This window comes from Geodermatophilus sp. SYSU D00525 (assembly GCF_054050475.1).
This window is the reverse complement of record NZ_JBJGZK010000010.1, coordinates 39,991-53,054: the sequence shown is the minus strand read 5'-3', so window position 1 is coordinate 53,054 and position 13,064 is coordinate 39,991. Positions and strand designations below refer to the sequence as shown.

The 13,064-nt window shown below is 75.6% G+C and carries 16 protein-coding genes; 9 read left to right on the top strand and 7 right to left on the bottom strand.

Annotation, left to right across the window (positions count from 1 at the left end; genetic code table 11):
- Positions 1 to 5: 5 nt before the first annotated feature.
- The 4 genes from ACI796_RS10900 (at position 6) to ACI796_RS10885 (ending at position 3,135) form a co-directional block, all read left to right on the top strand.
- On the top strand, positions 6 to 515 hold the full coding sequence (locus ACI796_RS10900; protein ID WP_456941247.1) for a hypothetical protein: 510 nt from the start codon (positions 6 to 8) through the stop codon (positions 513 to 515).
- Between the two features lie 89 nt (positions 516 to 604).
- Entirely contained in the window at positions 605 to 1,396 is a 792-nt protein-coding gene (locus tag ACI796_RS10895; protein WP_456941246.1) for a DUF4097 family beta strand repeat-containing protein, read from the top strand.
- A 12-nt stretch (positions 1,397 to 1,408) separates the two neighbouring features.
- Positions 1,409 to 2,350, top strand: a complete 942-nt coding sequence (locus ACI796_RS10890; RefSeq protein WP_456941245.1) for an ATP-binding cassette domain-containing protein — start codon at positions 1,409 to 1,411, stop codon at positions 2,348 to 2,350.
- Positions 2,347 to 3,135: an ABC transporter permease gene (locus tag ACI796_RS10885; RefSeq protein ID WP_456941244.1), complete on the top strand. Its 789-nt coding sequence runs from the start codon at positions 2,347 to 2,349 to the stop codon at positions 3,133 to 3,135. The genes ACI796_RS10890 and ACI796_RS10885 overlap by 4 nt, the downstream gene beginning before the upstream one ends.
- 54 nt (positions 3,136 to 3,189) lie before the next feature.
- On the opposite strand, the gene ACI796_RS10880 is transcribed toward ACI796_RS10885, so the two are convergent.
- The 4 genes from ACI796_RS10880 to ACI796_RS10865 form a co-directional block, all read right to left on the bottom strand.
- A complete protein-coding gene (locus ACI796_RS10880) occupies positions 3,190 to 4,386 on the bottom strand; it encodes an acyl-CoA dehydrogenase family protein (protein ID WP_456941243.1) in 1,197 nt (398 codons plus the stop codon).
- A gap of 146 nt (positions 4,387 to 4,532) precedes the next feature.
- Positions 4,533 to 5,489 (bottom strand): HpcH/HpaI aldolase/citrate lyase family protein, encoded by a 957-nt coding sequence (locus ACI796_RS10875; RefSeq protein WP_456941242.1) that lies wholly within the window; start codon positions 5,487 to 5,489, stop codon positions 4,533 to 4,535.
- 76 nt (positions 5,490 to 5,565) lie between these two features.
- Entirely contained in the window at positions 5,566 to 6,498 is a 933-nt protein-coding gene (locus ACI796_RS10870) for a DMT family transporter (RefSeq protein WP_456941241.1), read from the bottom strand.
- On the bottom strand, positions 6,495 to 7,373 hold the full coding sequence (locus ACI796_RS10865; RefSeq protein ID WP_456941240.1) for a PhzF family phenazine biosynthesis protein: 879 nt from the start codon (positions 7,371 to 7,373) through the stop codon (positions 6,495 to 6,497). Before ACI796_RS10865 ends, ACI796_RS10870 begins: the two co-directional genes overlap by 4 nt.
- A 25-nt stretch (positions 7,374 to 7,398) precedes the next feature.
- On the opposite strand from ACI796_RS10865, the gene ACI796_RS10860 reads away from it, so the two are divergent.
- The 3 genes from ACI796_RS10860 to ACI796_RS10850 are packed head-to-tail and all read left to right on the top strand — an operon-like array spanning position 7,399 to position 9,694.
- A complete protein-coding gene (locus ACI796_RS10860) occupies positions 7,399 to 8,637 on the top strand; it encodes a magnesium transporter MgtE N-terminal domain-containing protein (RefSeq protein WP_456941239.1) in 1,239 nt (412 codons plus the stop codon).
- The gene (locus ACI796_RS10855) at positions 8,630 to 9,169 is read left to right on the top strand and encodes a DUF1003 domain-containing protein (RefSeq protein ID WP_456941238.1); all 540 of its coding nucleotides are present in this window, start codon (positions 8,630 to 8,632) and stop codon (positions 9,167 to 9,169) included. Before ACI796_RS10860 ends, ACI796_RS10855 begins: the two co-directional genes overlap by 8 nt.
- Before the next feature lie 48 nt (positions 9,170 to 9,217).
- A complete protein-coding gene (locus ACI796_RS10850) occupies positions 9,218 to 9,694 on the top strand; it encodes a methylated-DNA--[protein]-cysteine S-methyltransferase (RefSeq protein WP_456941237.1) in 477 nt (158 codons plus the stop codon).
- A 26-nt stretch (positions 9,695 to 9,720) separates the two neighbouring features.
- Here the strand turns inward: ACI796_RS10850 and ACI796_RS10845 are convergent, their stop codons facing one another.
- From ACI796_RS10845 to ACI796_RS10835, 3 genes are read right to left on the bottom strand one after another with little or no spacing between them, the layout of a single operon-like run.
- A complete protein-coding gene (locus ACI796_RS10845) occupies positions 9,721 to 10,308 on the bottom strand; it encodes a hypothetical protein (RefSeq protein WP_456941236.1) in 588 nt (195 codons plus the stop codon).
- On the bottom strand, positions 10,305 to 10,622 hold the full coding sequence (locus ACI796_RS10840; RefSeq protein ID WP_456941235.1) for an AzlD domain-containing protein: 318 nt from the start codon (positions 10,620 to 10,622) through the stop codon (positions 10,305 to 10,307). Before ACI796_RS10840 ends, ACI796_RS10845 begins: the two co-directional genes overlap by 4 nt.
- The gene (locus tag ACI796_RS10835) at positions 10,619 to 11,308 is read right to left on the bottom strand and encodes an AzlC family ABC transporter permease (RefSeq protein ID WP_456941234.1); all 690 of its coding nucleotides are present in this window, start codon (positions 11,306 to 11,308) and stop codon (positions 10,619 to 10,621) included. Before ACI796_RS10835 ends, ACI796_RS10840 begins: the two co-directional genes overlap by 4 nt.
- A 40-nt stretch (positions 11,309 to 11,348) precedes the next feature.
- On the opposite strand from ACI796_RS10835, the gene ACI796_RS10830 reads away from it, so the two are divergent.
- Both ACI796_RS10830 and ACI796_RS10825 read left to right on the top strand, forming a co-directional pair.
- On the top strand, positions 11,349 to 11,669 hold the full coding sequence (locus tag ACI796_RS10830) for a hypothetical protein (RefSeq protein WP_456941233.1): 321 nt from the start codon (positions 11,349 to 11,351) through the stop codon (positions 11,667 to 11,669).
- A 157-nt stretch (positions 11,670 to 11,826) separates the two neighbouring features.
- Positions 11,827 to 12,987 carry an Mrp/NBP35 family ATP-binding protein gene (locus tag ACI796_RS10825; protein ID WP_456941232.1) on the top strand — a complete coding sequence of 387 codons (1,161 nt, stop codon included), beginning with the start codon at positions 11,827 to 11,829 and terminating at the stop codon, positions 12,985 to 12,987.
- Positions 12,988 to 13,064 lie beyond the last annotated feature (77 nt).

Sequence of the window (13,064 nt, the reverse complement as noted above, 5' to 3'; positions counted from 1 at the left end):
ACGTCATGGACCTCACCCCGTTCGTCGAGCAGCTCCGCCGGGAGCTGGTGCTGGCCGCCGCTCCCGGGGGCGAGGAGGCGCGCGAGCTGGCCGAGCGCCTCACCGCGCCGCTGGAGTCCTCGGTCCGGCTGGCCCTGCTGAGCGCGCTGTCGGCCGCGGCCGAGGAGCTGACCGGCCAGCTCGCGCCCGGCTCGGTCGACGTGCGGCTGCGCGGCAGCGAGCTCGGCTTCGTCGTCACCCCGCCCCCGGCGGCCACCGAGCCGCACGACGCCCCCGCGCCGGAGGCCGTCCTCGACGGCGACGACGGCGGCACCATCCGCATCACCCTCCGGCTGCCCGAGCAGCTGAAGGTCCGCGTCGAGGAGGCGGCCGCCCGCCTCGGCTCGTCGGTCAACACGTGGCTGGTCCGGGCCGTCAGCGACGCGGTGACGCGAGCCGACCGTCCCCGCCCCGCCGACGACGGCCGCCGGTCCCGGTGGACCGGCGGCTCGAGCTACACGGGCTGGGCGCGCTAGCCCGTCCCGTCCCGCACCTGGACACGGCACCGCGACCCCGGCCGACCGGCCCGGGGGCGATCCCCCCTGCCCCGAGGAGGGCGCAGACCATGCCCACGTTCGACACCCCCCACCCGATCAGCGCCCGCATCGAGATCGCGGCGGGCACCGTCCGCGTCCGGGCCGCCGAGCGGACCGACACGGTGGTCACCGTCCGGCCGCGCAGCGAGCGCAGCTCCGCCGACGTCGCGGCCGCCGGGCACTGCGTCGTCGAGTACACCGCCGGCGAGCTGCTGGTCCGCTCGACCGGCCGGCCCCGGCTGCTGTTCTTCGGCTCCGGCCCGGAGATCGACGTCGACGTCGCCCTGCCCGAGGGCTCGTCCCTCGTCGCCCGGTCCGCCGCCGGGTCGATCACCTGCACCGGGCGGCTGGGCACCGTCGAGGTCGAGAGCCGCTACGGCGACCTCGAGCTCGACCGCGCCGGGAGCGTGCGGGCCCGCACCTCCAGCGGCGACGTCACCGCGGCGGTCCTCGACGGCGAGGCCGAGGTGCACACCGCCTACGGCGACGTCCGGGTCGGCGAGGTCACCGGGACGGCGCGGCTGGAGACCGCCTGCGGGGACGTCGTCGTCGACCGCGCGCTCGGCTCGGTCACCGGCACCACCAAGTACGGCCAGGTGCGCGTCGGCCAGGCGGTCCGCGGGTCGCTGGTGCTCGAGACCGCGTACGGCGAGGTCGAGGCCGGCGTGCGCGCGGGGACGGCGGCCTGGCTCGACGTGCAGTCGGGCTCCGGCCGCATCCGCAACCTGCTCGGCGAGGCCGAGGGGCCCGGCGACGCGGAGGAGACCGTGGAGATCCACGCCCGCACCGCGTACGGCGACGTCCTCGTCCGCCGGGCCTGAGGGGAGCCGACCGTGACCGCCGCCGTCTCCGTCGCCGGCCTGCGCAAGGCCTTCGGCGCCACCGTCGTCCTCGACGGCCTGGACCTCACCGTGCCCGAGGGCACGGTGTACGCGCTGCTCGGCCCCAACGGGGCCGGCAAGACCACCACCGTCGACGTCCTGTCCACGCTCACCCCCGCCGACGCCGGGGAGGTCACCGTCGCCGGGTGCGACCTCGCCACCGACCCCGCCGGGGTGCGCGCCGCGATCGCGGTGACCGGCCAGTTCTCCGCCGTGGACGGCCTGCTCACCGGCCGGGAGAACCTCCGGCTCATGGCCGACCTGCACCACCTCGGCCGCCGGGAGGGGCAGCGCCGCGCCGCCGGCCTGCTCGAGCGCTTCGACCTCGTCGAGGCGGCCGACCGGCTGCCGGCCACGTACTCCGGCGGCATGCGCCGCCGGCTGGACCTGGCGATGGGCCTGATGGGCGACCCGCGGGTGGTCTTCCTCGACGAGCCCACCACCGGCCTGGACCCGCGCAGCCGCCGGGCGGTGTGGGACGTCGTCCGCGGGCTGGTCGCCGAGGGTGTGACGATCCTGCTCACCACGCAGTACCTGGAGGAGGCCGACCAGCTGGCCGACCGGATCGGCCTGCTCGACGGCGGTCGGCTGGTCGCCGAGGGCACCGCCGACGAGCTCAAGCGGCTGGTCCCCGGCGGGTCGGTGCGGCTGCGGTTCGCCGACGTCGCCGCGCTCGACCGGGCCGCCCGCGTCCTCGGCACCGGGACGGCCGACCCCGCCGGGCTCCAGCTCGAGGTGCCCTCCGACGGCAGCGTTCCCGCGCTGCGGTCCGTGCTCGCCCGCCTCGACGACGCCCGCGTCGACGTCGCCGCGCTCAGCGTCGAGACGCCCGGTCTCGACGACGTCTTCCTGGCCCTCACCGGCCGCCCGACCCCCGAGGAGGTGCCGGCGTGAGCCTCGCCCACACCCTGACCGACAGCCGCACGATGCTGCGCCGCGACCTGCGGCACGCGGTGCGCTACCCGTCGCTGACCCTGATCGTGGCCGCGGTCCCGATCGTGTTCCTGCTGCTGTTCGTCTACGTCCTCGGCGGCACGCTCGGCGCCGGGCTGGGCGGGGCGGCCGGCGGCCGCGCCGAGTACGTCACCTACGTGGTGCCCGGCGTGCTGCTGCTGGCGGTGACCGGCAGCGCGCAGGGCACCGCGATCGCGATGGCCATGGACATGACCGAGGGCATCGTCGGCCGGTTCCGGACCATGTCGATCGCCCGCGCGTCGGTGCTCACCGGGCACGTCCTCGGCGCCGTCGTCCAGACGCTGGTGGGCCTGTCCGTCGTCGTCGGGGTCGCGCTGCTGGTCGGCTTCCGGCCCGACGCCGGCGTGGCCGAGTGGCTCGCCGCGGTCGGCGTCCTGGCCATGACGGCGTTCGCGCTGGCGTGGCTCGCGGTCGCGATGGGCCTGGCCACGAAGACCGTGGAGGGCGCGAGCAACCTGCCGATGCCGCTGATGCTGCTGCCCTTCCTCGCCAGCAGCTTCGTGCCGGTGGAGTCGATGCCGGCCGGGCTGCGGGAGTTCGCCGAGCACCAGCCGTTCACCCCGCTGACCGAGACGCTGCGCGGCCTGCTCACCGGCACCGCGATCGGCTCCAGCGCCTGGGTGGCGACGGCGTGGTGCGCCGGGATCGCGCTGGCCGGCTACCTCTGGGCGCGGCGGAACTACGAGCGCCGTCCGGCCCGCTGAGCACGCGCGTGGCCCGGGACCGAACCGGTCCCGGGCCAAGCGACGTCCGATCGGTCAGCGCTTGAGGCCGTACTCCTTGAGCAGGCCGCGGCTGATGATCGTCTTCTGGATCTCGCTGGTGCCCTCGCCGATGAGCAGGAACGGCGCCTCGCGCATGAGCCGCTCGATCTCGTACTCCTTGGAGTAGCCGTAGCCGCCGTGGATGCGGAAGGACTGCGTGGTCACCTCGGCGCAGTACTCGCTGGCGATCAGCTTGGCCATGCCGGCCTCGACGTCGTTGCGCTTGCCGGCGTCCTTGAGCCGGGCGGCGTTGACCATCATCAGGTGCGCCGCCTCGACCTTGGTGGCCATCTCGGCGAGCTGGAAGGCGATCGCCTGGTGCTGCGCGATCGGCTTGCCGAAGGTCTCCCGCTGCTGGGCGTACTCGACGGCCAGCTCGAACGCCCGGATGGAGATGCCGCAGGCGCGGGCGGCGACGTTCACCCGGCCGACCTCGACGCCGTCCATCATCTGCGCGAAGCCGCGGCCGGGCTCCCCGCCCAGGACCATGTCCGCGCCGATGCGGTAGCCGTCGAACACCAGCTCGGTGGTGTCGACGCCCTTGTAGCCCATCTTGTCGATCTTGCCCGGGATGGTCAGGCCCGGGGCGACGGTGCCGAAGCCGGCCGGCTTCTCGACCAGGAACGTCGTCAGGTTCTGGTGCGGCTTGTCGGCGCCCAGGTCGGTGCGCACCAGCGCGGCCACCAGCGTGGAGGAGCCGCCGTTGGTCAGCCACATCTTCTGGCCGTCGATGACGTACTCGTCGCCGTCCCTGACCGCCTTGGTGCGGATGCCGGCGACGTCGGAGCCCAGGCCCGGCTCGGACATCGAGAAGGCGCCGCGGACCTCGCCGGTGGCCATGCGCGGGAGGAAGTGGTCCTTCTGCTCCTGCGTGCCGTGCTGGCGGATCATGTAGGCGACGATGAAGTGCGTGTTGATGACGCCGGAGACGCTCATCCAGCCGCGGGCGATCTCCTCGACCACCAGCGCGTAGGTCAGCAGCGACTCCCCGAGGCCGCCGTACTCCTCGGGGATCATCAGCCCGAAGATGCCGAGCTCCTTGAGCCCGTCGACGATCTCCTGCGGGTACTCGTCGGCGTGCTCGAGCTCCTGCGCGTGCGGGATGATCTCCTTGTCCACGAAGCTCCTGACCGTCGACAGGATCTCCTGCTGGACGTCGGTCAGGTCGGCGGTCTGCGCCAGTCGGGCCACGCTCACTCCTCGGGGACTCCGGTGTCCGTTGCTACCGGGGAGTATGGGCGACCGCTCGCGACGAGTCGCCGTGTCCCCGGTCACCCCCTCCCGGAACGACGACGGCCCGCCCGGGAGTGCCCGGGCGGGCCGTGCGACGCGGTTGCTCAGGCGGCGTCGGGCGGGGTGAACGACGACGTGCGGCCCATGCCCGCGGCGCGGCCCTTGCCCGCGATGACCAGCGCCATCTTGCGGCTGGCCTCGTCGATCATCTCGTCGCCGAGCATGGCCGAGCCCTTCTTGCCGCCGGCCTCGGACGTGTACCAGTCGTAGGCGTCGAGGATGAGCTCGGCGTGGTCGTAGTCCTCCTGCGACGGCGCGTAGATCTCGTTGGCGGCGTCGATCTGGCCCGGGTGCAGCACCCACTTGCCGTCGAAGCCGAGCACGGCCGAGCGCTTGGCGACCTCCTTGAAGGCCTCGACGTCGCGCACCTGCAGGAAGGGGCCGTCGATGGCCTGCACGCCGCGGGCGCGGGCGGCCATGAGGATCTGCATGAGGATGTAGTGGAAGGGGTCGCCCGGATAGTCGGGGTGCAGGGCGCCGACCACCAGCGACTTCATGTTGATGCTGGCCATGAAGTCGGCCGGGCCGAAGATGATCGTCTCGATCCGCGGGCTGGCGAACGCGATGTCGTTGACGTTGATCAGGCCCTGCGCGGTCTCGATCTGCGCCTCGATGCCGATCCGCCCGACCTCCAGGCCGTTGGCCTTCTCGATCTGGGTGAGCAGGAAGTCCAGCGCCGCCACCTGACGGGCGTCGACGACCTTCGGCAGCATGATGCAGTCGAGGTCCGCGCCGGCGCCCTCGACCACCTCGATGACGTCGCGGTAGGTCCACTCCGTCGTCCAGTCGTTGACCCGGACCGTGCGGATCTTCTCGCCCCAGCCGCCCTCGTTGAGCGCCGCCACGATGTTCTTCCGGGCGCCGGGCTTGGCCAGCGGCGCGCAGGCGTCCTCCAGGTCCAGGAACACCTGGTCGGCCGGGAGACCCTTGGCCTTCTCCAGGAAGCGCGGGTTGCTGCCCGGCACGGCGAGGTTGGAACGGCGGGATCGGAGCTCGGCCACGGTGCCTCCGCTGGTGATCGGGATCTTCGGCTACCGGAGGGTAGCCAGGCGGCGGGAACGGCCGTTCCTGCCGGGGTCAGGTCACCGGCTCGACCGGCACCTGCGGCCGGCCGGCCCGCACCACCAGCGCCACCCCGGCGACGACGGCGACCATCCCCGGCAGCGCGAGCAGCGGCGGGGTCTGGCCGAGCAGGGCCAGCGCCACGAGCAGCGCGCCGGGCACCTCCAGCAGCACCGCGAGCCCGACGACGGTCGGCCCGACGCTGGAGAGCACCAGGTTGAGCAGCGTGTGCCCGAGGATCTGCGCGCACACGGTGATCGCCAGGATCAGCCACCAGTCGCGGGCGGGGAACCCGGCGAGCGGGGTGGTGGTCACCAGCGCCGCGACGGCGAGCACGGCCGCGCAGGTCGAGTAGCAGACCACCGAGTACGCCGACGTCGCCAGGCGCGTGCGGGCGCGGGCCCCGGCGAGCATGTAGCCACCGGCGCAGACGGCCCCGAGCAGCGCGAGCCCGTCCCCGGCCAGCGCCTCCAGGCTGACCGCGACGTCCACCCCGGCGATCAGCGCGGCGCCGACGACGGCCAGCGCCAGCCCGGCCCACACCTGCGCGGGCAGCCGGACGCCGGACACCCGCGCGGCCAGCGCCGTCCAGATCGGCGTGGTGGTGACCAGCGCCGTCGACGCGGCGACCGTGGTCATCGACAGGCTGGGCAGCCAGGCGGCGAAGTGCGCGGCGAGGAACAGCCCGGCCACGACCGAGCTGCCCAGGTGCCGCGGCCGCAGCCCGGCGAGGGTGGCGCGCTCGCGGCCCAGCAGCACCGGCACCAGCAGCGCGGCCCCGGCGGCGTTGCGCCAGAACGCCAGCGCCAGGAACGAGGCGCCGACCAGCGCGGTCAGCGGGCCGGAGAAGGAGACCCCGACGACGGCGACCGCCATGAGCGCGACGTCGCGGGAGCCCGGGCGGTGGACCGCCCACGGCGAGACGGCCGCCGTCGACCCGGCGCTCACGGCACGCGGATGCGCCCGGAGGCCACCGGCACGACCGCCCCGGACACCGTGGCCGCCGTCGCCCGGCCGCCGTCGGCGGTGACCGTGCACGACAGCACCGACGGCCGGCCCATCGCCTCGCCCTGCCGCACGGTGTACGACGACGTCCCGTCCGGGGTGACGAGGCCGGTGGCGGCCAGCCAGACGCCGGCGCCCAGCGCCGCCGAGCCGGTGGCCGGGTCCTCGCCCCAGCGCAGGTCGCCCGCGAACACGCGGGCGTAGGCGGTGGAGCCGTCCCACGACAGCACCGAGACGCCCTCCCCCACGCCGAACGCGGCCAGCGCGGCGGGGTCCGGGACGGCGCGGTCGACCACGTCCGGGTGCGCGGCGAGGAAGGCGAAGGGCAGGCCGCAGCCGGCCACGTGCGCGGGCAGCCCGACGACGTCGGCCGCCGACAGGCCCAGCGCCGCGGCCAGCGCCGCCGGGTCGGGGCCGTCCTCCACCGTCGGCCGCCCGCCGGTCAGCGTCGCGCCGTCGCCGGTGACCTCGATCGGCAGGACACCGGCGCCGCACTCCTGGTGCAGCGGGCCCGCGGCCAGCCGGCCGGTGCGCACCAGCGTGTGCGCGGCCCCGACGCTCGGGTGCCCGGCGAAGGGCAGCTCGGCGAACGGGGTGAAGATCCGGACCCGGTAGTCGGCGCCGGGCTCGGTCGGTGCGCAGAGGAAGGAGGTCTCCGACAGCGCGAACTCGTTGGCCAGCGCCTGGCACTGCTCCGTGGTCAGCGCGTCGGCGTCGAACACCACCGCCAGCGGGTTGCCGGCGAACGCCCGCGGGGCGAACACGTCGACGACCTCGTACTCGACGGACGCCGATCCGACGGACACAGGGCTCGCCACGGCCCCGACGGTAGCCTCACCCAGTGTGAGCACGGTGACCAGGGCGTACGTCTCGCGGCTCGCCGGCCTGCCCGTCTTCGACCCCAACGGGGACCGGGTCGGGCGGCTGCGCGACGTCGTCGTGGCGCTGCGCGTGGGCACCGCCAGCCCCCGGGTGCTGGGCCTGGTCGTGGAGGTCGTGGCCCGCCGCCGCATCTTCGTGCCGATGGGCCGGGTGACCAGCATCGACCCGGGCGCGGTGGTGCTCGCCTCGGGCACGCTCAACCTCAAGCGCTTCGAGCAGCGGCGCGGCGAGACGCTGGTCCTCGGCGAGCTGCTGGACCGGACCGTGACCATCACGGAGTCGGGCCGGCCGGCCGCCGTCGTCGACGCCGGGATCGAGCAGACCCGCACCGGCGAGTGGCAGGTCACCCGCCTCGCCGTGCAGGAGCCGGGCCGGCTCGGCCGCCGCGGGCAGCTGCACCAGCTGGCGTGGGACGAGGTCGCCGGGCTCGCGCTGCCGGAGAGCGGGCAGGGCGCCGAGACGCTGATCGCCACCTACCGCGAGCTGAACGCCGCCGACCTCGCGCACGCGCTGCAGGACCTGCCGATCAAGCGGCGGCACGAGGTGGCCGAGGCCCTCGACGACGAGCGGCTGGCCGACGTGCTCGGCGAGCTGCCGGAGGCCGAGCAGGTCACCATCCTCGGCACGCTGGACGAGTCCCGGGCCGCCGACGTGCTCGAGGTCATGGACCCCGACGACGCCGCCGACGTGCTCGCCGAGCTGTCCAACGTCGACCGCAACCGGCTGCTGGAGCTGATGGAGCCCGACGAGGCCGAACCGGTGCGCCAGCTGCTGCAGTACTCCGAGGACACCGCCGGCGGGATCATGACCAGCGAGCCGGTGATCCTCGCCCCGGACGCGACCATCGCCGAGGCGCTGGCCCGGGTGCGCGAGCCCGAGCTGACCCCGGCGCTGGCCAGCCAGGTGTACGTCTGCCGGCCGCCGTCGGCCACCCCGACGGGGCGCTACCTGGGCCTGGCGCACATCCAGCGGCTGCTGCGCGAGCCGCCGTCCAGCCTGGTGAGCGGCGTGCTCGACGACCTGGACCCGCTGCGGCCGGAGGCGCCGCTGGGCGAGGTCACCCGCTACTTCGCCACCTACAACCTGGTCGCCGCGCCGGTGGTCGACGACCGGGGCCGGCTGGTGGGCGCGGTGAGCGTCGACGACGTCCTCGACCACCTGCTGCCCGAGGACTGGCGCGAGCGGGCCCGCCGTGGCTGACGGCCGCCGCCTCGACGTCCCCCGCGGCTCGTCCCGCGGGATCACCGGCTACCTGCGGCTGGACCCCGACGCGGTCGGCCGGTTCGCCGAGGGGATCGCCCGCTTCCTCGGCACCGGGCGGTTCCTCGCCGTCCAGACGGTGATCGTGGTGCTGTGGATCGGCCTCAACGTCTTCGCCGTCCGGCTGCGCTGGGACCCCTATCCGTTCATCCTGCTCAACCTGGCCTTCTCCACCCAGGCCGCCTACGCCGCGCCGCTGATCCTGCTGGCGCAGAACCGGCAGGCCGACCGCGACCGCGTGCAGGCCGAGGAGGACCGCGCCCGCGCCGCGCAGACCCGCGCGGACACCGAGTACCTGGCCCGTGAGCTCGCCGCGCTGCGGGTGGCCATCGGCGAGCTCGCCACCCGCGACTTCATCCGCGGCGAGCTGAACCGCCTCGCCGAGAGCCGCTCGCCCGAGGAGCGGGAGAAGAAGGCCAAGAAGAAGCCGAAGGACGCCGTCCAGCCGGCGCTCGCGGACCCCACGGCGTAGCGCACCGGGCCGCCCGGACCGTCGTCCCCCCGCGGCACACTCCCGGGCATGCGCACGCACGCGGTGGTGGCCTCGCCCGTCGGGCCGCTGACCGTCGTCGCCGACGACGGGGTGCTCGGCCGGCTGTACCTCTCGCCCCCGGGCCCGCAGGCCGACCTCGGCGCGCGGGACGACACCGCGCTCGCCGACGTGACCGGCCAGCTCGGCGAGTACCTCGCCGGTGAGCGGGAGGCGTTCGACCTGCCGCTGCGCCCACGCGGCAGCGACTTCGAGCTGGCCGTCTGGGAGCAGCTCACCCGCATCCCCTACGGCCGGACGACCACCTACGGGGCGGTGGCGCGGGCCGTCGGCGAGCCCGGCGGCGCGCAGGCCGTCGGCCTGGCGTGCGGGCGGAACCCGCTGGCGATCGTCGTCCCGTGCCACCGGGTGGTCGGCGCCGACGGCAGCCTGGTCGGCTTCGGCGGCGGGCTGTCCCGCAAGCGCTTCCTGCTCGACCTGGAGCAGCGGGACGCCCGGCTGTTCTGACCCTGCGGGCAGGGTCGGCCGAGGGCTCAGCCCAGCACCGCGCGCAGCACGTGCAGCCCGGCGGCGGCCGCCGCCGTCGCCGGGACGACCAGCGCGAGCGCCCACGCCCGCGTGCCCCGGCACCGCGGCAGCACGGCGGTGAGCAGCACCGCGGTGACGACGTCGGCAGCCGCCTGCACCGGGCGCGGGTCCGCCCCGCCCGGCCACAGCGCGGGCGCGTCCCCGCCGGCCAGCGCGATGCCCGCGATCCCGGCCATCAGCGCCCCGGGCAGCGGCCCGTCCGCGCGGGTGCCCCGCCACGCGGCCGCCGCGGTCGCCGGGACGGCGGTGGCCGACAGGACCAGCCAGGCGGCGAGGAGCCCCGGCGTCCAGCCGAACCCGAGCACGACCGCGGCCCAGGAGTAGTAGGCGATGGTCATGGCGGCGAAGAACGTGGCCGCGCGGACCGCCGCGGCCCGGGCCGACGGCGCCCAGCGGCCGAGCGCGGCGACGGCCAGCACCCACGCGGCCGGCTGGCTGCCCAGCGCGGCGGCCCAGGCGACCCCCGACTCGTCGGCCGCCTTCGCGGCGACCCCGGCCAGCAGTCCCAGCAACGCGGCCCGCAGCGGCGTCACGTGGTCAGGACGTGCACCAGCGCGCCGGTGGCGCCGGCCAGCACGAGCACCACGATGAACGGCGCCCGCAGCGCGAGGGCGACCGCGGCGACCGCGACCCCGGCCAGCCGGCCGTCCAGCACGAGGTCCTGCCCGGAGGTCAGCGTCTGCACCGCGACCAGCGCGGCCAGCAGCGCCGCGGGCACGAAGGTGACCAGCCGGGTCACCCACGGCCGCTCGACCCAGGCCGCGGGCACCGACAGCCCGGCCAGCTTGAGCAGGTAGCAGCCCAGCGACCCGACGACGACCACCACCCAGAGCGTCCCGGTGCTCACGCCGCCTCCTCCCGCGGCCGCCCGGCCAGCACCACCGCGACGACGGCGGCCACCACCTGCACGCCCGGCGGCACGAACGGCGTCAGCGCCAGCGCCACGGCCGCGCCGCCCAGCGCCACCCGGCGGGCGACGGCCGGCTCCTCGGCACCGCCACGCAGCCGCGGCCACAGCAGGGCCAGGAACGCGGCCGGGACGACAGCGTCCAGCGCCGCCTCCGCGGTCTCCCCCAGCGCCCCCGCCCCCAGCGCGCCGGCCAGCGTGGTCGCGTTCCACACCGTGAAGATCGACGCCCCGCCGGCGAGGAAGGCCAGCCGGGACAGGCCGCGGTCGGGGGCGGCCACGGCCAGCGCGGTCGTCTCGTCGATCACCCAGTGCGCCAGGCCCAGCCGGCGCAGCCGGCCGCGCGGGGACAGCAGTGGCGCCAGGCGGACGCCGTAGACGGTGTTGCGGGTGCCCAGCAGCAGCGCGCTGCCGATCGCGGCCGCGCCCCCGCCGCCGGCGCCGAGCACGCCGACCAGCGCGAACTGCGAGGCGCCGGTGAACATCAGCAGCGACAGGGTCAGCGCCTGCCAGGGGTCCAGGCCCGCGGCGTCGGCGGCCGCGCCGAAGGCGACGCCGTAGAGGCCGACGGCCACCCCCAGGCCGATGGCGTCGCGGAGGACGGCGGCACGGGCGGGAGCGGGCACGTCGCCGCAGCCTACGGCCCGGCTGCGTACGGTCGGGCCCGTGACCGGGGCCGCGGGCGACCGCCGGGTGGTGCTGCGGGACGACCGGGGGCCGCAGGGCACGTGGTCCGAGCGGGCCACGCTGTCCGGCGCCGGCCTGCGGGTCGAGGGCCAGAGCCTGCGCGGCGACGACGGGTACGAGTTCGCCGTCGACGTCGCGCCCGGGCAGTTCCCGGCCCTGCTCGCCGCCCTCGGCGCGCCCGCGCACGCCGACGTCCTCGACGCGCTGGCGGCCTGGTCCCGGGGCGGGGGCCGCGGGCTCACCCGCCTGCTGCAGGACGCCGGCGTCGAGCACCGCCTCTGGAACCGCGTGGGCGGCTGACCGCCCCGTACGGCACCCCCGGGTGCGCAGCACATCACCTCCGCGCCGGGCGGCACCCGGTGCCCGTCGCCGTACAGTGGCAGGTGGACCGGAGTGCAGGTCGCCGCCGTGTGGTGCCGCGGACCGGGTCCCCCCGTCGAAGGAGACACATCCCCCCATGTCCGACACGCTGACCGGCTCGCCGGCGCTCGACGCCGTCAACGCCGCTCTGGCCACCGTCCAGGACCCGGAGATCAACCGTCCGCTGACCGACCTCGGGATGGTCAAGGACGTGCAGATCGGCGTCGGCGGCGACCCGGGCGCCGTGCGCGTCGAGGTCTACCTCACCGTGGCCGGCTGCCCGATGCGCGAGACGATCACCAACCGGGTGACCGCCGCCGTCTCCGCCGTCCCCGGCGTGACGTCGGTGCAGGTCGGCCTGGACGTGATGAGCGACGAGCAGCGCGCCGAGCTGCGCCGCACCGTCCGCGGCACCGACACGGCCGACCCCGTCATCCCCTTCGCCCAGCCGGGTTCGCTGACCCGCGTCTACGCGGTCGCGTCCGGCAAGGGCGGCGTCGGCAAGTCCAGCGTCACGGTCAACCTGGCCGCGGCGCTGGCCAAGCGGGGCCTGTCGGTCGGCGTCGTGGACGCCGACATCTACGGCCACTCGGTGCCGCGCATGCTGGGCGTCGACGACAAGCCGACCCAGGTCGACAACATGATCATGCCGCCGCAGTCGATGGGCGTGAAGGTCATCTCGATCGGCATGTTCACCCCGGGCAACACCCCGGTCGTGTGGCGTGGCCCGATGCTGCACCGCGCGCTGCAGCAGTTCCTCGCCGACGTGTGGTGGGGCGACCTCGACGTCCTGCTGCTCGACCTGCCGCCCGGCACCGGCGACGTCGCGATCTCCATCGCCCAGCTGCTGCCCAACGCCGAGATCCTCGTGGTGACCACGCCGCAGCAGGCCGCCGCCGAGGTGGCCGAGCGGGCCGGCGCGATCGCCACCCAGACCCACCAGCAGGTCGTGGGCGTCATCGAGAACATGTCGTGGCTCGAGCTGCCCGACGGCTCCCGCATGGAGGTCTTCGGCTCCGGCGGCGGCCAGGCGGTCTCCGAGGCGCTGACCCGGCTGCTCGGCGCCAACGTGCCGCTGCTCGGCCAGGTCCCGCTCGACACCCGCCTGCGGGAGGCCGGGGACGCCGGCGCGCCGATCGTGCTCGCCGACCCCGAGACCCCGGCCGCGAAGGCGCTGACGAAGGTCGCCGACTCCCTCGCCGTCCGCCAGCGCGGTCTGTCGGGCATGTCGCTGGGGCTCACCCCCGTCCGCCGCTAGGACGCACACGCACCGGAGGCCCGGTCCCCTCGAGGGGCCGGGCCTCCGCGCGTTCGCGGCCCCGGAGAGCCGCCCCG

Excerpts from the sequence above, each read along its gene's own strand:
- ACI796_RS10900 (WP_456941247.1), top strand. The coding sequence starts at position 6 with ATGGACCTCACCCCGTTCGTCGAGCAGCTCCGCCGGGAGCTGGTGCTG.
- ACI796_RS10825 (WP_456941232.1), top strand. The coding sequence starts at position 11,827 with ATGTCCGACACGCTGACCGGCTCGCCGGCGCTCGACGCCGTCAACGCC.
- ACI796_RS10895 (WP_456941246.1), top strand. The coding sequence starts at position 605 with ATGCCCACGTTCGACACCCCCCACCCGATCAGCGCCCGCATCGAGATC.
- ACI796_RS10850 (WP_456941237.1), top strand. The coding sequence starts at position 9,218 with ATGCGCACGCACGCGGTGGTGGCCTCGCCCGTCGGGCCGCTGACCGTC.